Source organism: Novosphingobium resinovorum (genome assembly GCF_027922145.1).
Classification (GTDB): Bacteria; Pseudomonadota; Alphaproteobacteria; order Sphingomonadales; family Sphingomonadaceae; genus Novosphingobium; species Novosphingobium resinovorum.
The window spans coordinates 1-17,959 of record NZ_BSFC01000044.1 but is presented as its reverse complement, the minus strand read 5'-3'; the positions used below and the strand labels follow the sequence as shown (position 1 = coordinate 17,959).

Below are 17,959 nucleotides of genomic sequence, written 5' to 3'. Positions count from 1 at the left end.
GTCAGCTCTGATCCGCTGGCATCGGCAGGATAGGCCCGCGCCGGTTACGGCGCAGCAGCGACTTGAGGCGCTTGACCACCTTGTCGGACGCTGTCTCGAGCCAGCCGATCGCCTGCCCGCCAGGCACGTAAGCCACGCGCCAGTACATCCACAGGATGATTGCGGCGAAGACGAAGAACGGCCCCCATAGCCCGAGGATCGGGCTGATCTTGCCAAGCGAGGCCACGTCATTCGCATACTGGTTGACCTTGTGATAGGCCACCACCATCACGATCGAAACGAACAGGCCGAGGGCCGAAGTCGAGCGCTTGGGCGGGATCGCCAGCGCCACGCCGAGAAGCGGCAGCAGCAGCATCATCACGACTTCGACCATGCGATAGTTGAAGTTCGCCTGGCTGGAGACGCGCTCCTCGCTCGGCGCATCCTTGTCCCAACCCAGCTTAAGCAGTTCGGGTAGCAAGTATTCGCGCTCCTGCCCGCCGCGCTGACGGAACTTCTCGATCGCGGGGAGTTCGATCGGCAGGTCATGGCGGGTAAAGGTCAGCACTCGCGAAGGCTGGCCTGGTTCATCCTGGATGATCTGGCCCTGTTCGAGCCGGAAGATGATCGTGTCGGGATTATCCTTGAGCGCGAGGAAACGCCCCTCGCGCGCAGAAATGGAAAGCACCTGCCCCTTGTCGTTCGACAGTCGCGCGAAGATGCCGATCAGCTTGCGCCCGTCGTCCCGGCTCTCGTCGATGCGCAGGGCGATACGATCCTTGAGCGCCGTGAACTCACCTACCTTGATCGAGGCGCCCAGCGCACCCGACTTGAGTTCGTAATTGAGCTCTTCGTAATAATAGCGCGACAAGGGCTGGAGGTAGCCGACGATCGCGAAGTTGGCGATGACCAGCACGATCGTGATCATGTAAGGCACGCGAAGCATGCGGGTGTAGCTAAGGCCCACGGCACGCATGACGTCGAGTTCGCTGCTCGTCGCCAGCTTGCGGAATGCCAGCAGGATGCCGAGCATCAGGCCAAGCGGAATGGCGAGGCTTGCATATTCCGGCATCATGTTCGCCAGCATCTTGAAGACGACGCCAATCGGCCCGCCTTCCGTCGCGACGAAATCAAAAAGCCGGAGCATCTTGTCGAGCACGAGCAACGAGGCAGCGAGCAGAAATATGCCCAGCATCGGCATCAGCACGAGGCGAAAGATGTAGCGGTCCAGGGCGCTGATGAACTTCACTTAGGCGTCGTCACTCAACCGTTCTCCCCCGCCCTTAACCGCTCGCGCCGGAAGGGCAAAGCGATTTGTAGCAGGCCGGAAACCTTCTCGCTCCGGCAACGTCATCAACGCGCCGGCCCAGCCGATCAACGTCACCGAAGCCTTAAGGTTTCCCGTCCGGAAGAGAATGTGATCAGGCCTTTTCCAGCGTGCACTGGAGAGGGTGCTGGTTCTGCCTGGCGAAGTCCATCACCTGGTTCACCTTGGTCTCGGCGATCTCGTAAGGGAAGATGCCACAGACGCCCACGCCCTTCTGGTGAACATGAAGCATCACACGCGTGGCCTGTTCGAGGTCCATGTGGAAGAAGCGCTTGAGGACCAGCACCACGAATTCCATCGGGGTGTAGTCGTCATTGAGCATCAGCACCTTGAACTGGCTAGGCTTCTTCGGCTTGGCACGGGTCTTGGTGGCGATGCCGACCTGATGATCATCGCCAGTACCATGATCGGAATTGTCACCGTCCGCCATCGTGCCCCGAAAAGGCACGAGCGGAAAAAGCGACAGGTCAGAATCAGCGATCAGGGGAATCATGGTGCCCAGAATATCGTACCGAGGCGTCCGATAACAAGATGCCCCGGCCCATATTCTCGGTCAGGAGGCTCAATCGGCCGGATAACAGCGTCACCCGGCCGGTCGAACCTGCCTGAAATCAGAACGGAGCGGCCGAGCGCGCCTTTTCGACGGCGATGCTCACGCGGCCGGAAATTGGCGCGAAAGTGTCGCTGAACAGCTTGAGCATGGCTTCGCTGTTCTTCGAGCTGTAGGCCACGGCTGTGTCGAAGTTCTTGCGGACAAGGTCGCTCTGCAGCTTGAAGAAGTCGGTCGGCGACTTGGCAGCGGCGAGTTCCTTGATGTCACCCGACATCTTCTCGAACGCAGCGCGGCTCTCCGACACGAATTCCGAACCAAGGGTCTGCACGCCCTCGGCGTAGATCTTGCCAGATTCGACGGCAGCTTCGACGTTGCCCTTTGCGAAGTCGCTGACTTCGCCGAGCACGCTGGTGCTCTTTTCGAAAGCGGCCTTGGCCTTGGCCTGCGCCTCGGTGATGGCATCCTGGAAGCCGGTGAAGTTAGCGCTCATGTCCATAGTTGTTTCCTCGAGCATGAAATTGGAGAACAGTCCTGCGAAGACGGGCTTGCCCGAAATGGGCTTCGGTGCGGTCTTTGGCGCCGCCGTTTTTGTGGCCGCCTTCGGAACCGGAACGGCAGCGACCGTTTCCTTCACGTCCTTGGCAACCGTAGTGGCCGGCTTGGTCTCGACGACCTTGGCCGGAACAACTGGTACGACCGGCTTCAGCTTCGCGGTAGCGGCCGGCGCAGTTTTGATCTTCGGCTTGGGCCTTGCAGCCTTGACCTCCGCCTTCTCGGCAAGAGGTGCCTTTGCTACAGGCGCCTTGATTGGCGCCGCCTTTACGACCGGCTTCTTGACGGAAGCATCAACCTTCGCCGAGGTTTCCGGCTTAGCAGAGACTGGTGCGGTAGACCGCACTGGCTCAGGCACCTTCGGCGCAGCCGAAACGAGCTTGGGCTCTCCCACCTTAGGCGTTTCCGGTACGCTTGAAACGGATTTGACCGGCGCAGCCACTTCGGCCTCTACGGGCTTGGGAGGCGCTACCGGAGCGACATTGGTCTTCGGGTCTTCACTATCGGCCATTTGAGCATCCAGCCTTTTTTGAAAACTTCGATTAAGAGCCGGGCGTCACCCCGGTGAAATCCGTGTGATCAACGAGTCGCACAAACCGTTGCTGCGTTGCAAAATAGGTTTTTGCAGGCGCGAAGTCAACACATCTATGTTGCGATGCACAATTTATGCTGCATCGCACAAATTTACCTTGCTTTTCAGGTCTGCGCAAAGTGTCCGGCGTAGATTACAGGCGTGTGTCAGCACGCCTGCAGGCTCGGGTCACGCGATTAAGATGCCGAAATGGACCTTGTTCAGCGCGCGGAGACGTAGCGTCCTGGCGCGTCTTCGATGACCTTGTCACCGCGTACACCTGGCTTGCGTTTTCCTCGCGAGGGAATTTCGGCAGGGTCGAGATCGCGTAGCCATTCGGCCCAATGCGGCCACCAGGACCCGGGATGCTCGGCCGCCCCCTCGACAAATTCTGCCAGAGTCTCGGGTGAGCCGCCGTTCGTCCAGTACTGATACTTGCCGGTGGACGGCGGATTGACGACCCCCGCGATGTGGCCGGAGCCGGCGAGCAGGAACGTCCAGTCCCCCGCAAGATAGCGGGTCAGCTTCCAGACGCTGGTGGCGGGAGCAATGTGATCTTCGCGCCCAGCCTGGATATAACAGGGCGTCGCGATGCGGTGCAGGTCTATCGGCGCTCCGCAGGCGGACAGCGAATCGGCTACGGCCAGCCGGTTGTCGCGATAGAGGTCGCGCAAGTAATTGCGGTGCCAGCGCGCCGGGAGGTTGGTGACGTCACCGTTCCAGTGCAACAAGTCGAACGCAGGGTAATCCTCGCCCTTGAGATAATTGCGTTCGACGTAGTTCCAGATAAGATCATTGCCACGCAGAATGTTGAAGGTCGCGGCAAGATAGCGTCCATCGAGATAACCCTCGGGCGACAAGCGGCCTACCGTCTCGATCTGCTGGTCGTCGATGAAGTTCTTGAGATCGCCCGCATCCTCGAAATCCACCTGCGCGGTGAAGAAGGTGGCGCTGGCGACTTTGTCCGCTTCACCTTTCCGCGCGAGCACAGCCAGCGTGGCGGCCAGCGTCGTGCCGGCCACGCAATAGCCGATCGTGTGCACCGAAGGCACGCCGAGACGATTGCGGGCGAAGTCCACCGCCTCGATCTGCGCGGCGATGTAGTCGTCCCAAAGAAGGTCCGCCATCGAGGCGTCGGCCGACTTCCACGAAACCATGAACACCGTCACGCCTTGCTCGACCGCCCAACGCACGAAGCTCTTCCGAGCGTTGAGGTCGAGGATGTAGAAACGGTTGATCCATGGCGGGAAGATCACCAAGGGAGTTTTCAGGACCCTGTCGGTCGTCGGGGTATACTGGATGAGCTGGTAAAGCGGCGTCTCGAAGACGACTTTTCCTGGCGTCACGGCGATGTTCTCGCCTAGCACGAAGGCGCCAGGTCGCGTATGCGTGAGCTGGCCCTTGCGCATGTCATCAAGCAAATTCTCGAAACCGCGCACGAGGCTCTCACCACGGGTTTCGGTAGCTTTCGCCAAGGCGACAGGGTTGGTCAGCGGGAAATTCGCCGGGCTCAGGGCATCCACTATGGTGCGCGTCGCGAAAAGCAGCTGCGCCTTTCGCGCAGGCTCCATGCCTTCGACTGCCTCCGCAAGACCGGTGACCTGCTCGCTCATCAGCAGATAGAGCTGATGCAGCACCGCGAAGAACGGTTGGCGGCGCCATTCCGGATCGGAGAAACGATGGTCACGACGCGGCAACTCGGCCTCCGGTTGAGCCTGCTCGCCGCGTGGGCCGAGGCCGTACTGCCCGAATACCGCGTTCACCAGCGCCAATCCCTCGTTCCAGAACTTCTGCTGGACTTCGGGGTTGGCGAACGGAAGTTGCCGGAACACGCCCTCAGCCGTGGCAATCCACTTCATGGGATCGGCATAGTGAGGCGGCTTTTCGGCCGATGCCTTGTTCAGTTGCTCGACCTGGAATTCGGTCCAGATCGAATGCAGCCGCCCTGCCACCTCGGCCCATTGCACCGTGGCCTCAGCCTCGGGCGTCCCCTCGGCAGGGATTATCTGGCCGAACAGTGTCGTAAGGCTCTGGACCTGGGACTTCATGACGTCGCTGATGAGGTCGGCGTCGGTAGCCATCGGCAATCGCTCTCCTTGGGATTCGCATGCAGGTTGGCCGCGTCGCGGACTCCTGTCGAGCCCCCTTCTCACGCTTCGGCGTGACATTTCCTGCAATTATCTTTCACGAGTCCCCATTTGCGCAGGCTTGCGAATCCCCTACAGGGGCCGAGCGGCGATCCTGCCGCCAACGCTACTGGATACCAGAGGTCATGGAAGACGAGTTCTACCGCATCAAGCGACTGCCGCCCTATGTCATCGCCGAAGTGAACGCGATGAGGCACGCAGCCCGCCAGGCCGGTAAGGACATCATCGACCTCGGCATGGGTAACCCCGACCTGCCTCCGCCGCAGCACGTACTCGATAAGCTGTGCGAAGTGGCGCAAAAGCCCGACGCCCACGGTTATTCGCAATCGAAGGGTATCCCCGGCCTGCGCCGCGCTCAGGCGAACTATTACGCCAACCGCTTCGACGTGGAACTGGACCCCGAGCGCGAGGTCGTCGTCACGATGGGCTCGAAGGAGGGCCTCGCCAGCCTCGCCACCGCAATCACGACGCCCGGCGACGTGGTGCTGGCCCCCAACCCCAGCTACCCGATCCACACCTTCGGCTTTATCATCGCCGGCGCGACGATCCGCTCGGTGCCGACGACGCCTGACGAGAACTACTGGCGCTCGCTCGACCGCGCGATGGCCTTCACGGTGCCGCGCCCGTCGATCCTGATCGTCAACTACCCGTCGAACCCGACCGCCGAAACGGTGGACCTTGCATTCTACGAGCGCCTCGTCGCCTGGGCAAAAGAGAACAAGGTCTGGATTCTGTCCGACCTCGCCTATTCCGAGCTCTATTACGACGGCAATCCAACCCGCTCGATCCTCGAGGTACCGGGAGCCAAGGACGTCGCGGTCGAGTTCACCTCAATGAGCAAGACCTACTCGATGGCTGGCTGGCGCATCGGCTTCGCGGTGGGCAACCAAAAGCTGATCTCCGCGCTTACTCGCGTGAAGTCCTACCTTGACTACGGCGCCTTCACGCCGATTCAGGCTGCTGCCTGCGCCGCGCTCAACGGCCCGCAGGACATCGTCCAGCGCAACCGCGATCTTTACCAGAAGCGCCGAGACGTGATGGTCGAAGCATTCGGCCGAGCCGGGTGGGAAATCCCTGCCCCCAAGGCCTCCATGTTCGCTTGGGCACCCCTACCGCCGGCCCTCAAAGAGATGGGAAGCCTGGAGTTCTCCAAACAGCTTCTGACTCATGCCGAAGTCGCAGTCGCCCCCGGCGTTGGTTACGGCGAGGATGGCGAAGGCTTCGTCAGAATCGCCATGGTCGAAAACGAACAACGCCTTCGCCAAGCCGCTCGCAACGTAAAGCGCTACCTGACTTCGATGGGCGTTAATACTCCTTCATCGTGACACAAAAACCCCGCAGAATCCTAGGAATTCTGCGGGGTTTTAAAGTTAATGATTGCTCCATACTGTAATAAAATACGTGTTGTCCCGTATGGCAAAAATGCGCCATCTCGCCACCCATCTGATTGGAACAGTAGGCTATTTGGGGGGCAGATGGCGGTTTTTCTTTCACGGCGGGAGTCGCCGTATCATTTTCGATGGCTGAGCTCCGACAGGATTCCTATTGGGTTCGATCTCAGAGTTTGCGGCTGGGCGCTGGATTTCGGTGGAGAGCCTTCGTGCGACTGCATAGGGGTAGTGCATGCAGGGAACCTGAACAGCGCAGATTGGGATAGATTGTTGGCGGTCCGCAACGAGGTTCGCCGCTTCGTCCTGGTGATCGGTGCCGCCAGCGCCGCAGAACGTGCTGAACTTCTGCAGGTCGGTTTCGGCGAAGCCGTGTCCGACACGATCGAACCTGGGGAATTCGAAGCTAGGGCATCCCGGCTGGCAGAACTTACCTACTGGCTTCCACGGCATCGCCGTCTCGGTGACCTTGAGTTGGATCTCTTGGCCCGAGAAGCGTTTGGTCAAGGAAAATCGCTCAACCTCAATCCGCGCGAATTCGCACTGATCTGGCGCCTTGCGGACACGCCTGGCGAGCCCGTGAGCAAGCAGGATCTTATCCAGGACGTTTGGCGCATGGGTTTCGTACCAGAAACCAACAGCATCGCCGTCCACATGTCCCGGCTGCGTCGTAAGCTGGGGTTTGTCGGCATGTCCGGCATCATCGCCACAGCTTCCGCCGGTGGGTACTGCCTCATGCCACAAAGCGAGGAGCAACTAAAACCAGCTTTTCTGCCGACAAGCACGACGCACGCCAATCCGAACCAAGCCGTCGCGTGCCAGGTTTAGACTTGTTTTAGGGCGACGATTGACCGGCAGCTTCAGCGAGGTCAGCTGGCGTGTTGATGTTGGGTATCGGCACGGCGATCTTGACCGGTCTCGCGCCGAGAAGTTCCGCAAAGCGGCGCATCGAATGGCGCTCGTCGCTCTCCAGCAGGGCGTCGAGTTGCGCAGCGGCGGCGGCCGGCCACAAACCAATGACCGGCTGAGAAGCAAGATAGGACGGCGCCGGCTCCAACGCCTGATGTAAGTCCTCGGGCAACAGCCCGGCATCGACACCGCAACTCAGTACGACCTCGTAGCCCTCGTCCTGGGCATAATGCAAGGCGGCCGCCAGACCGCCGAGCGGCCCCATGCCTGCCCTCGGCCAATCGGGGAGCGTGGGTGCCGGAGCGACTTTCCTTCCCGTGACAACGACATGCTCGCACCAGCCCGACAATGCGTCGACCGTCAGCGAAATCAGCGTGCGGCCTCCGATCTGCGCCAGCGCCTTGTCGCTGCCGAAGCGGCTGGAGAGACCTCCCGCCAGGACCGCTCCTAGAATCATACCGAGCCCTTTCCTGTGACGAAAGGCTACTAAAGCGCGCCATCAATCCATACAGCAAGCAGAGAAACTCCCTGCCTCGACTCCTTCTCGCCGGCAAACGCAAAGAAAATGCGGAAACTTGCGCGAATCCCGTTGCACTACCTCCAATCGATTGGTAGGCGCGCACTCCTCCACACGGATGGCCCGATGGCGGAGTGGTGACGCAGAGGACTGCAAATCCTTGCACGCCGGTTCGATTCCGGCTCGGGCCTCCATTACCATATGGATAATCGTGTGTTTTTCGTCGTTTAGGCGATTTTGGCGTCCAGCCTCAAATCAAGATTAGACATTTCCCCTGTGTAACCTTGTGGATCGCGCCCTTTGCGAGACGCGCACTGTTAGTCGCGGCGACATACCGCGCGCGCGTTGTCAGTGCCGGTCCATGGCGGCTGCCTGCCAGGCTTCTTAATCCGCTGGAGCGCCTTGAGCACCATGGGAGCTCCCTTGCCTGTAAGCTTACTGCTCCGCGTATCCGTTCTCCCCATACCCGTGACAGCTCACATGGTATCTCATGCCAGCCCCAGCTGGAAAGGAACAAAAATGGGACTTTATCAGGCAACCTGTAGCGGACAGAGCGCACGAAATCAGCCCCTTGAGGACATTTCCGGACTGATCTGGATAGGCTTGGCGGAGCGGGAGGGATTCGAACCCTCGATACGCTTTTGGCGTATACTCACTTTCCAGGCGAGCGCCTTCGACCACTCGGCCACCGCTCCGCATGCACTGGTAAGGAGGCGGCCACTAGCGAGTCGCGCGGGGTTTCGCAAGCGGTGTGGTGATGGCATGAAGCCTTCATGCGCACTTTCTTTTCCGTCATCGCACTTGCCGCCCTCGCCACGCCTTCGCTGGCGGCCGGGGACAAGCCGATCACGCCCAATGACGTCGTCGATGCCGCTCCCGCTTCCGACTGGCAGCGCATCGCCCCCGGCGACCTGCTGGTCATGGACCTGACGCCCGGCGCCAAGGGCAAGCCGCGCCGCGTGGTGATTCAACTGATGCCCGCGCCGTTCTCGCAAGGGTGGGTCGGGAACATCCGCAAGCTGGTGGCCGCGCACTGGTTCGACGGGATCGCAGTCGTGCGAGTGCAGGACAACTATGTCGTGCAGTGGGGCGATCCCGATGGCGAGACGCCGGGCAACGCAAAGGCTTTGCCTGCGGGATTGGCGAAGCCAACCGAGAAGGGCTACGTAACGCCGCTCGACGAAAGGTTGCGATCGAGCTTCATGCAGCGCAGCGCGCAAGAGGCCGGACAAACTGCGACGATCCCAACCAATCCGGATTCCTATCTGCGCAACGGCCTGACGCTGTTCGATCATGGCTGGCCCATCGCGGCAGATGGCCGCACAGGCTGGCCCGTCCACTGCTACGGCATGGTCGGCGTTGGCCGCAATCTCTCACCCGATACCGGCACCGGCGCCGAACTCTACACCGTGATCGGACAAGCGCCGCGCCAGCTGGACCGCAACATCGCGCTCGTCGGGCGGATTATCGCGGGGATGGAGCACCTGTCGTCGCTACCGCGCGGGACGGGTGCGCTGGGCTTCTATGAAACGCCTGAAGAGCGCACGCCGATCGTCTCCGTGCGGATGGGCAGCGACGTGGCGGACCTGCCTGCCTACGAATACCTCTCCACCGAAAGCGCCAGCTTCGCCGCCTACATCGACAAGCGCGCGAACCGGAAGGACAGCTTCTACATCCAGCCCGCAGGCGGAGTGGACATCTGCAATGCACCCGTGCCGATCCGGCCCGTGAAGCAGGACGCGGCGAAGCCATGAGCGCACACGGCGAGCACCTTCAGCACACCGGCCGTCTGTGGCGCTGGACCGGAGGGGCGAACAACGGCACCTGGCACTTCCTCACCATCGACGGCGCGGCGGGCGAGGCGCTGTCCGGCACCGCGATCATGCGCAAGCTGGAAGGCACCGCGCGCGGGTTCGGCTCGCTCAAGGTCAAGGCGCGGATCGGAGCGACGGAGTTCGCAACCTCGGTGTTCCCGAGCAAGTCCGACGGCGGCTGGCTGCTGCCGGTCAAGGCCGCCGTGCGCAAGGCCGAAGGGATCGGAGAAGGCGATGACGTCGAGGTTTCGCTGACGTTCTGAGGGAGTAGCCCCCTCCACCACCCGCTACGCGGGCGGTCCCCCTCCCCGAGCAAGCTCGGGGAGGAACTAGATGCGTTCAGCGTCGGCCACCGCCTCGCTGGCACGCAGGGCGCCGACGATGCGGGTGAGGTGCGCGAGGTCGGAAACCTCCAGGTCCACCTCATAGGTACCGAAGGGCTCGTCGCGCTGGGTCATCTGCAGGTTGGTAACATTGGCGCGGTTGCTCGCAAGGATCTGCGTCACTTCGGCGAGCGTACCCGGGCGGTTGTAGAGGATCAGCTGCAGGCGCCCGACGGCGCCGGTGGTCCGCTCGCCCCATGACAGGTCGAGCCAGTCGGCATCGACGCCGCTCGCCAGCGTCATGCAGTCGATCGCGTGGACTTCGACCTTGTGGTCCGGGCGACGCAGGCCGACGATGCGGTCGCCGGGGACCGGGTGGCAGCATTCCGCCAGCTCGAAGCCGACCCCCGCCGTGAGACCACGGATCGAGATCGCGCGTTCGGTGCGGGTCCATTCGGGGTCCTCGGGCAGTTCCGCCGTGCTGCCGGGGACCAATGCCTCCATGACCTGACGGTCCGATAGGCGGCCCGAGCCGATCGCGAACATCAGGTCTTCCTCGTCGCGGAGGTCCAGGCGCTCGACCGCGTGGGCAAGCGCCTTCTTGCCGAGCCGCTGCGGCAGGCGGCCGGCGATCTCGTCGTAGAGCTTGCCGCCGATCTCGGCTACTTCGGCGCGTTCCTTGGCGCGGACGGCGCGGCGGATGGCGGCGCGGGCCTTGCCGGTGACGACGAAGCCCAGCCACGAAAGCTGCGGCTCCGAGGTGGTGCTCTTGATGATCTCCACCACGTCGCCGTTCGCCAGCTGCGTGCGCATCGGCACGTGCCGGTTGTTGATCTTCACGCCGACAGCCGCATTGCCGAGATTGGTGTGCACCGCATACGCGAAATCCACCGCCGTCGAACCCTTGGGCAGCTGGAACAGCGCGCCCTTGGGGGTGAAGGCAAAGATGCGATCCTGATAGATCGCCATCTTGGTATTCTCGAGCAGTTCCTCGGCGTCGTGGCTGGCGTCGACGATCTCGATCAGATCGCGCAGCCACCCGACCTGCCCATCGGGCCGCGCGCCGCCCTGCTTGTAGGCCCAGTGCGCGGCGAGGCCGAATTCGTTGAGGCGGTGCATCTCGCGCGTGCGGATCTGCACCTCGATGCGCATGGAACGCTGGAATATCAGCGCCGTGTGCAGCGACTGGTAGCCGTTCGACTTGGGCGTCGAGATGTAGTCCTTGAAACGGCCCGGGATCATCTGCCAGGCCTGATGCAGCACGCCGAGCGCGCGGTAACAGTCGTCCACGCTGTCCGTCAGGACGCGGAAGGCCATGATGTCGGTGATCTGCTCGAAGTTGACATGGCGCTCCGCCATCTTGCGCCAGATCGAATAGGGGTGCTTCTCGCGGCCGGAAACCTCGACGTTGAGGCCCGCCTCGGCCAGCACCTGCTTGATCGACAGCGCCAGTTCGTCGACCTGCCCGCCCTCTTCGCTGCGGATCTGCGCAAGGCGGCCGGTGATCGTCGCGTAACCTTCGGGTTCCAGCTGTTCGAAGGCGAGCAATTGCATCTCGCGCATGTATTCGTACATGCCCACGCGCTCGGCGAGCGGGGCGTAGATATCCATGGTTTCGCGGGCGATGCGGCGGCGCTTGTCCTCCTTCTTGATGTAGTGGAGGGTGCGCATGTTGTGCAGGCGATCGGCCAGCTTGACAAGGAGCACGCGCAAGTCCTCGCTCATCGCCAGCAGGAACTTGCGCAGGTTTTCCGCCGCGCGTTCGCTCTCGGTCATCACCTCGATCTTGGAGAGCTTGGTGACGCCGTCTACCAGCCGCGCCACATCCGGGCCGAACAGCTTGTCGATCTCCTCGATCGTCGCCAGCGTGTCTTCCACCGTGTCGTGGAGCAGCGCGGTGATGATGGTCTGCTGATCGAGCTTCAGCTCGGTCATCAGACCCGCCACTTCGACCGGATGGCTGAAATAGGGGTCGCCACTGGCGCGTTTCTGGGTGCCGTGCTTCTGCACGGTATAGACGTAGGCACGGTTCAGGAGGGCCTCATCGGCCTCCGGGGCGTATTCCTTGACGCGTTCGACGAGTTCGTACTGGCGGAGCATGCTGGCCTGTCATGTCAGGTTTTATTGCACCGCGACAAGAGGGCGGCGACCAAAATGCAGATTTTGCAACGGGAGAACCCGGAACAGACCGGCACCTAAAGATACCATAACGGCACCCAAAGCGTCCACAAAAGGCAATTCAATCGTTTTCACAGGGCAAGTTACGTAAGGGATTTGTTAACCATCCGGGAACTGTGCGGCCGCACAATAAACGCGAACCGGCTGGCGCATCGTTCTCACCCCCCACCGCAGCGCCGCCGGTTCGACCGCGCCTGATCTTGCAACGGGCCGGACCATGCACCGGGGACACGAATGCGAAGAGGTAGCCGATCCCATGGCGGACATCGATGATTTCGCGAGCAGCGAGCGACCCGAGTGGCTGAAAGCGCTGGCGCGGCGTGCTTCCGTCTCGTCGGAAGCTGCCGCCGGCCAAGGCGCGCAACAGCAGCGCGCGCCGCGTGTGCGGACGCTGATCAAGGCCGTCATCGGCGGCGAGGGGCGCGCAGGCGAGGACGTCATCGTGCGCAACGTTTCGCCCGGCGGCATGTGCATCGCCTCGCGCACCTTGCAGCCGAGCACCGGCGAGATGCTGCGCGTCTCGCTGCCCGGACAGGCGGACCTGCAGGCGCAAGTGCGCTGGGTCGGCAAGGGCGAGTTCGGCGTGCTGCTGACTGGCGGCAGCGGGCTCGACCTCGATCGCATCCAGTCCTCCAACCGCCAGCGCAACGCCGGTTTCGCAGCGGCGCTGGAGCGCTTGCTGGGCGTCAGGCCGCAGGAGCCGCGTCCCTCGGCTGTGTGAGGGCCGCCTGAACATTGCCCGCTCACCCCAGTCATCCCCGCGCAGGCGGGGACCCATCTGATGCCCGTGCAGCCGGAACCGTCATCAGATGGGTTCCCGCCTTCGCGGGAATGACGAAATTGTTTCGATCGAACAGGGCGAGCGATCCGAAATCACGATCCCAAACAGCCACCTTGACCACCCCGGACCTGTGCTCGATAGTATCGGGGTGAGCGAGATCATCGTCGACCCGTCCCCCGGTTCCCACTCCTCCGCAGTGCTTCCTGCGCGGCCCGAGGCCATCCGGCTCGATCCGGCGACAACCGCCGTCATCGTCGTCGACATGCAGAACGCCTATGCCTCCAAAGGCGGCTACGTGGACGAGGCGGGCTTCGACGTCGGGCCTGCCGCCGTTACCATCGGCCACATCGCCGATGTGCTGGGCACCGCCCGCGCGGCCGGGATGACGGTGGTGTTCCTGCAGAACGGCTGGGACGCCGACTATGTCGAGGCAGGCACGCCGCTCTCGCCCAACTTCCACAAGTCCAACGCGCTCAAGACCATGCGCAGGCGCCCCGAACTCTCGGGCAAGTTCCTAGCGCGCGGCGGCTGGGACTACGAACTGGTCGATGCGCTGACACCGAAGGAAGGTGACCTTCGCGTCCACAAGCCGCGCTATTCGGCCTTCTTCAACTCGCAGCTCGATTCCGTCCTGCGCGCGCGCGGCATCCGCACGCTGGTGTTCACCGGCATCGCCACGAACGTCTGCGTCGAATCGACCCTGCGCGACGGCTTCCACCTCGAATACTTCGGCGTGCTGCTGGAGGATGCGACGCATCACCTCGGCCCCGACTTCATCAAGGAGGCCACCGTCTACAACGTCGAGAAGTTCTTCGGCTGGGTCAGCACGGTCGCCGATTTCCGCACTGCCGTGAGCCAGCTGCCACCAAAGGAATGACGATGCCCTTCGAAGCCGTGAACCCGTCCGAATTCCCCACCCCGATCGCGCCCTACTCGGCCGGGGCGAAAGCGGGCAACGTGCTCTACGTCTCGGGCATGCTGGCGCTGGGCGAAGGCGGCACCGTGCTGCATGTCGGCGACGCGGCGGCGCAGACCCGCCACGTGCTGGAGGCGATCCGGATCACCGTGGAAGCCGCGGGCGGCACCATGGCCGACGTCGCCATGAACCACATCTTCCTCAAGGACATGGCCGATTACGCCGCGTTCAACGCCGTCTATGCCGAGTACTTTCCCGGCGACAAACCCGCGCGCTATTGCATCAAGACCGAGCTCGTGAAGCCCGACTGCCTGGTCGAGATCGCGTCGGTGGCGCATCTGGCATGACCCTTCGACAAGCTCAGGGTGAGCGGGAACAGCGCAGGCTACCACAGCCTGACGACTGTACCTTGAATCGTCATTGCGAGCGTAGCGAAGCAATCCAGAGCGGCGCAAGACTGCCCTGGATTGCTTCGCTGCGCTCGCAATGACGAGGGAGCGGTTCGGGTCAATGGCATCGCCCCCAACCCCGCCCAGGCTGAGTGCTGAGCCTGTCGAAGCATCGAAGCTCCATCGCGAATGAGCACTGCTGCCGGCCTCCACTACGAGTTCCACGGTCCCAAAGACGCGCCCACGCTGATCCTGTCGAGCGGGCTCGGCGGCAGCGGCGCCTACTGGCAGCCGAACCTTGCCGCACTTTCCGCGAACCACCGCGTCCTGACCTACGACCAGCGCGGCACCGGCCGCAGCGATCGCGCGCTGCCGGAAACGACCTCGATCGAGGACATGGCCGCAGAAGTCATCGCGCTGATGGATACGCTTTGCATCGCGCGGGCGCACTTCATCGGCCACGCGCTGGGCGGGATGATCGGGATCGAGACCGCCCTCGCCTCCGGCCGGATCGACAAGCTGGTGGTGATCAACGGCTGGCGCACCCTCTCCCCGCACACCCGCCGCTGCTTCGAGGCCCGCCTCGCCCTGCTGCGTCATGCGGGGAACGAACCGTTCCTGCGCGCGCAGCCGCTGTTCCTCTACCCGCCCGACTGGATCGCCGCCAACGACGCGCTGCTCGAGGCCGAACTGGCGCACCACATCGCAGGCTTCCCCGGTGCGGAGACGATGGAAAAGCGCATCGCCGCCGTCGCCGCCTATGCCCCTGCGGCCGAGCGGCTGGCCAGGCTGGGCGAAACCCTCGTCATCGCCACGCGCGACGATTTCCTTGTTCCTTGCGCGGCCTCACTGGACCTTGCCGGACCGATCCCCGGGGCCGACGTCGCCACGTTCGGATGGGGCGGCCATGCCTGCAACGTCACCGATCCTGCGGGTTTCAACCGCCTCGTCGTCAAGTTTCTGGAGAGCTAGTCCATGCAAGTCGGCGTCTTCGTGCCCATCAACAACAACGGCTGGCTGATCAGCACGACTTCGCCGCAGTACATGCCCAGCTTCGATCTCAACAAGGAGATCGCGATCCGGGCCGAGAAGCACGGGCTCGACTTCCTGCTCTCGATGATCAAGCTGCGCGGCTTCGGCGGCAAGTCGGAGTTCTGGGAATACGGGCTGGAGAGCTTCACCCTCATGTCCGGCCTCGCCGCCGTGACCGAGAAGATCAAGATCTTCGCCACCTGCCCGACGCTGATCATCCCGCCCGCCTTCGCGGCGCGGATGTGCAACACTATCGATTCGATCAGCCACGGCCGCTTCGGCCTCAACCTGATCACCGGCTGGCAGCCGCCCGAGTACACGCAGATGGGCCTGTGGCCGGGAGAGGAGCACTTCCGCAACCGCTATCAGGTGCTGGACGAATATGCCCACATCCTGCGCGAGTTATGGGAGACCGGCCGCTCCGACTTCAAGGGCAAGCACTACACGATGGACGACTGCCTCGTGCGGCCGACCCCGCAGGGTGACATGAAGATCATCTGCGCGGGCTCCTCGGACGCGGGGCTGGCCTTCTCGGCCAAGTGGGCGGACTATGCCTTCTGTCTTGGCAAGGGCGTCAACACGCCGACCGCCTTCGCCTTCAACAACGAGCGCCTTGCGAAGTTCACCGCCGAAACCGGGCGCGACGTGCAGGTCTTCGTCCTCGTCATGGTCATCGCCGCCGAGACCGACGAGGAAGCGCAGGCGAAGTGGAAGCTCTACAACGAAGGCGTCGACATCGACGCGATTTCGTGGCTGGCAGACCAGGGCGCCAAGGACACTGTCAACACCGACACCAACGTACGCCAGCTGGCGGCGCCGGAAGGGGCCGTGAACATCAACATGGGCACCCTCGTCGGCAGCTACGAGACCGTGGCGCGGATGCTCGACGAGATGGCGGAGGTGCCCGGAACCGGCGGCGTCCTGCTGACGTTCGACGACTTCGTGGAAGGGGTCGAAAACTTCGGCACCCGCATCCAGCCGCTGATGAAGAGCCGCGCCGTTAAAGCACCATGACTTCCCCCTCCCGTCATTGCGAGCGCAGCGAAGCAATCCAGGGCGGCGTTCAACTGCCCTGGATTGCTTCGCTGCACTCGCAATGACGACGGATGGTTCGATCCGACGGCCACCTGACACGCAATGTCGCAAGGTGGGTTTCCGGGTTCCCGCGAATCACGTCAAAGTGCCGCCACCCCCACAAAGAAAGCCCGGGGCCTGCAAGCAGGCCCCGGGTAGTTTGGTAAAGGATCGCATTGGAATTACCGATCCTTCGGGTCGCATCTACGCAGATGCCCGAAATGGTGATTCGGCGCATACCATGATCGTGGTATGCCCCCTCGATCCGCCCCGTTTTACATAGGCTTGCGTAAAGTTGACGCCGGGTTCACATTGCCCTCCGGTCGCAGTCGGGGGGCAGGACCATACGAATCGAGGAACTGGGGGCGCTCTTCGCGCGCGCCCCGTTTGAAGAATCTGGCTGGGAAGGCGCGCTGAAGGCTCTGGCCAGTGCGACCGGATCGATGCGCGCGCAACTGGTCGCGATCGGCGAACACCACACGTTCTTCAACCGCGTCACCGATACCTGGGAAGGTTACACCGCAGAATTCGAGGCCATCGAGGGCCATAGGCCGGAGGTGAACTACCGCATCGCGGCCTCGCGCGCGCCTTATGAAATCGTCTGGGAAAAGCATTACGACGAGGTGCGGGCCGTCTCCACCAACGAAGCCTACATGGAGCACGTGCGGCGTCTCGATGCCGAACACGGCGCCCAGATCGTGCTCGACAGCGGACCGTCCGCGTTCTTCGGCCTTGCCGCCCTTCACGGTGCCAGTGACGGACGTACAACCGAGGCGCAACGCGCGGCGCTGAGCGGCGCCGCACCGCACGTGATGGCCGCAATCCGCCTGCAAAGCGCCATCGAGCATCAGGGCGCCGAACTGCTGCTGGGTTCGCTCGACGCGCTGCGTACGGCCGCAATCCTGCTCGACGTTGTCGGCCGGGTGCGCTCGGTGACGGGAGCGGCGGAGAGGCTGCTCGCGCCCGACACGCTGCAGGTGCGCGGCGGGGCATTGCGGGCGGTGCGGCCGGACCTCGACCGCGTGCTGCAGATGCGGATCGGCGTGGCCCTCGCCAACCGGCAGGCGATGCCTTCGGAGCTGTGGATGCAGTCGGTGCGCGGGCCGCTGCTGGTCGAGGTCTGCCCCCTGCCCCGGCAGGACTGGAACTTCGGCTTCGCGCCCAGCGTGATCGTCACGCTCAAGGCCCCGCTGGGCCTCGCCAGCGATCAGGGCGCCCGCCTCTCCGCCGCGCTCGACCTGACGCGGGCAGAAGGCGAGATCGTCGCCCTGCTGGCGCAGGGCCATTCGCGGCAGGAGATCGCCCGGATGCGCAGCGTCAGCGTACAGACGGTGTCGAGCCAGTTGCGCACGATCTTCCAGAAGGCCGGCGTCAACCGTGAGGCCGAACTCGTCTCGATCGCCCGCGCCGTGATCGAGATGGGGAGCCGTTAGAGACTCTGTCTGGAAAATGCCCTGACGGGCATTTTCGATGCGGCACCGGCCCACGCCCCCACCCGACCTCCCATCT

The 17,959-nt window shown here is 63.1% G+C and carries 16 protein-coding genes and 2 tRNA genes; 11 read left to right on the top strand and 7 right to left on the bottom strand.

Translation table 11 applies throughout. From position 1 onward, the window contains the following. Position 1 precedes the first annotated feature (1 nt). From lptF to PKE80_RS22765, 4 genes are all read right to left on the bottom strand, one after another. A complete protein-coding gene (lptF, locus tag PKE80_RS22780; protein ID WP_271184499.1) occupies positions 2 to 1,228 on the bottom strand; it encodes an LPS export ABC transporter permease LptF in 1,227 nt (408 codons plus the stop codon). 172 nt (positions 1,229 to 1,400) lie between these two features. Then, a complete protein-coding gene (gene clpS, locus PKE80_RS22775; protein WP_271184498.1) occupies positions 1,401 to 1,736 on the bottom strand; it encodes an ATP-dependent Clp protease adapter ClpS in 336 nt (111 codons plus the stop codon). A 181-nt stretch (positions 1,737 to 1,917) separates the two neighbouring features. Further along, positions 1,918 to 2,922: a phasin family protein gene (locus tag PKE80_RS22770; RefSeq protein WP_271184497.1), complete on the bottom strand. Its 1,005-nt coding sequence runs from the start codon at positions 2,920 to 2,922 to the stop codon at positions 1,918 to 1,920. A 281-nt stretch (positions 2,923 to 3,203) separates the two neighbouring features. Next, entirely contained in the window at positions 3,204 to 5,063 is a 1,860-nt protein-coding gene (locus PKE80_RS22765) for a PHA/PHB synthase family protein (RefSeq protein ID WP_271184496.1), read from the bottom strand. Between the two features lie 191 nt (positions 5,064 to 5,254). Here PKE80_RS22765 and PKE80_RS22760 point away from each other — a divergent pair, with 191 nt between their 5' ends. Then, positions 5,255 to 6,454: an LL-diaminopimelate aminotransferase gene (locus PKE80_RS22760; protein WP_271184495.1), complete on the top strand. Its 1,200-nt coding sequence runs from the start codon at positions 5,255 to 5,257 to the stop codon at positions 6,452 to 6,454. 336 nt (positions 6,455 to 6,790) lie between these two features. After that, positions 6,791 to 7,345, top strand: coding sequence for a winged helix-turn-helix domain-containing protein (locus PKE80_RS22755; RefSeq protein WP_271184494.1), 555 nt, complete (start codon positions 6,791 to 6,793; stop codon positions 7,343 to 7,345). Positions 7,346 to 7,352: 7 nt separating this feature from the next. Here PKE80_RS22755 and mobA read toward each other — a convergent pair whose 3' ends face one another. Further along, complete coding sequence (gene mobA / locus PKE80_RS22750) at positions 7,353 to 7,883, bottom strand: molybdenum cofactor guanylyltransferase (protein ID WP_271184493.1); 531 nt, start codon at positions 7,881 to 7,883, stop codon at positions 7,353 to 7,355. Between the two features lie 180 nt (positions 7,884 to 8,063). On the opposite strand from mobA, the gene PKE80_RS22745 reads away from it, so the two are divergent. Continuing rightward, positions 8,064 to 8,137: transfer RNA gene (locus PKE80_RS22745), tRNA-Cys, on the top strand. 410 nt (positions 8,138 to 8,547) lie between these two features. On the opposite strand, the gene PKE80_RS22740 is transcribed toward PKE80_RS22745, so the two are convergent. Then, positions 8,548 to 8,638 (bottom strand) — tRNA-Ser (locus PKE80_RS22740). A 78-nt stretch (positions 8,639 to 8,716) separates the two neighbouring features. Here PKE80_RS22740 and PKE80_RS22735 point away from each other — a divergent pair. Further along, complete coding sequence (locus PKE80_RS22735) at positions 8,717 to 9,697, top strand: peptidylprolyl isomerase (protein ID WP_271184492.1); 981 nt, start codon at positions 8,717 to 8,719, stop codon at positions 9,695 to 9,697. Continuing rightward, the gene (locus PKE80_RS22730) at positions 9,694 to 10,020 is read left to right on the top strand and encodes a DUF1905 domain-containing protein (RefSeq protein ID WP_271184491.1); all 327 of its coding nucleotides are present in this window, start codon (positions 9,694 to 9,696) and stop codon (positions 10,018 to 10,020) included. Before PKE80_RS22735 ends, PKE80_RS22730 begins: the two co-directional genes overlap by 4 nt. A gap of 66 nt (positions 10,021 to 10,086) precedes the next feature. On the opposite strand, the gene PKE80_RS22725 is transcribed toward PKE80_RS22730, so the two are convergent. After that, positions 10,087 to 12,180: a RelA/SpoT family protein gene (locus PKE80_RS22725; RefSeq protein ID WP_036526026.1), complete on the bottom strand. Its 2,094-nt coding sequence runs from the start codon at positions 12,178 to 12,180 to the stop codon at positions 10,087 to 10,089. Between the two features lie 334 nt (positions 12,181 to 12,514). Here PKE80_RS22725 and PKE80_RS22720 point away from each other — a divergent pair, with 334 nt between their 5' ends. The 6 genes from PKE80_RS22720 to PKE80_RS22695 all read left to right on the top strand — a co-directional run bounded on the left by PKE80_RS22720 (position 12,515) and on the right by PKE80_RS22695 (position 17,883). Continuing rightward, a complete protein-coding gene (locus tag PKE80_RS22720) occupies positions 12,515 to 12,979 on the top strand; it encodes a PilZ domain-containing protein (RefSeq protein ID WP_211149663.1) in 465 nt (154 codons plus the stop codon). A gap of 208 nt (positions 12,980 to 13,187) precedes the next feature. Further along, a complete protein-coding gene (gene rutB / locus PKE80_RS22715) occupies positions 13,188 to 13,916 on the top strand; it encodes a pyrimidine utilization protein B (RefSeq protein ID WP_271184490.1) in 729 nt (242 codons plus the stop codon). Positions 13,917 to 13,918: 2 nt separating this feature from the next. Next, complete coding sequence (rutC, locus tag PKE80_RS22710) at positions 13,919 to 14,302, top strand: pyrimidine utilization protein C (RefSeq protein ID WP_271184489.1); 384 nt, start codon at positions 13,919 to 13,921, stop codon at positions 14,300 to 14,302. Between the two features lie 231 nt (positions 14,303 to 14,533). Continuing rightward, on the top strand, positions 14,534 to 15,316 hold the full coding sequence (gene rutD / locus PKE80_RS22705; RefSeq protein WP_271184488.1) for a pyrimidine utilization protein D: 783 nt from the start codon (positions 14,534 to 14,536) through the stop codon (positions 15,314 to 15,316). Positions 15,317 to 15,319: 3 nt separating this feature from the next. Beyond that, the gene (rutA, locus tag PKE80_RS22700; RefSeq protein WP_271184487.1) at positions 15,320 to 16,390 is read left to right on the top strand and encodes a pyrimidine utilization protein A; all 1,071 of its coding nucleotides are present in this window, start codon (positions 15,320 to 15,322) and stop codon (positions 16,388 to 16,390) included. A gap of 503 nt (positions 16,391 to 16,893) precedes the next feature. Continuing rightward, complete coding sequence (locus PKE80_RS22695) at positions 16,894 to 17,883, top strand: helix-turn-helix transcriptional regulator (protein ID WP_271184486.1); 990 nt, start codon at positions 16,894 to 16,896, stop codon at positions 17,881 to 17,883. Positions 17,884 to 17,959: the final 76 nt, after the last annotated feature.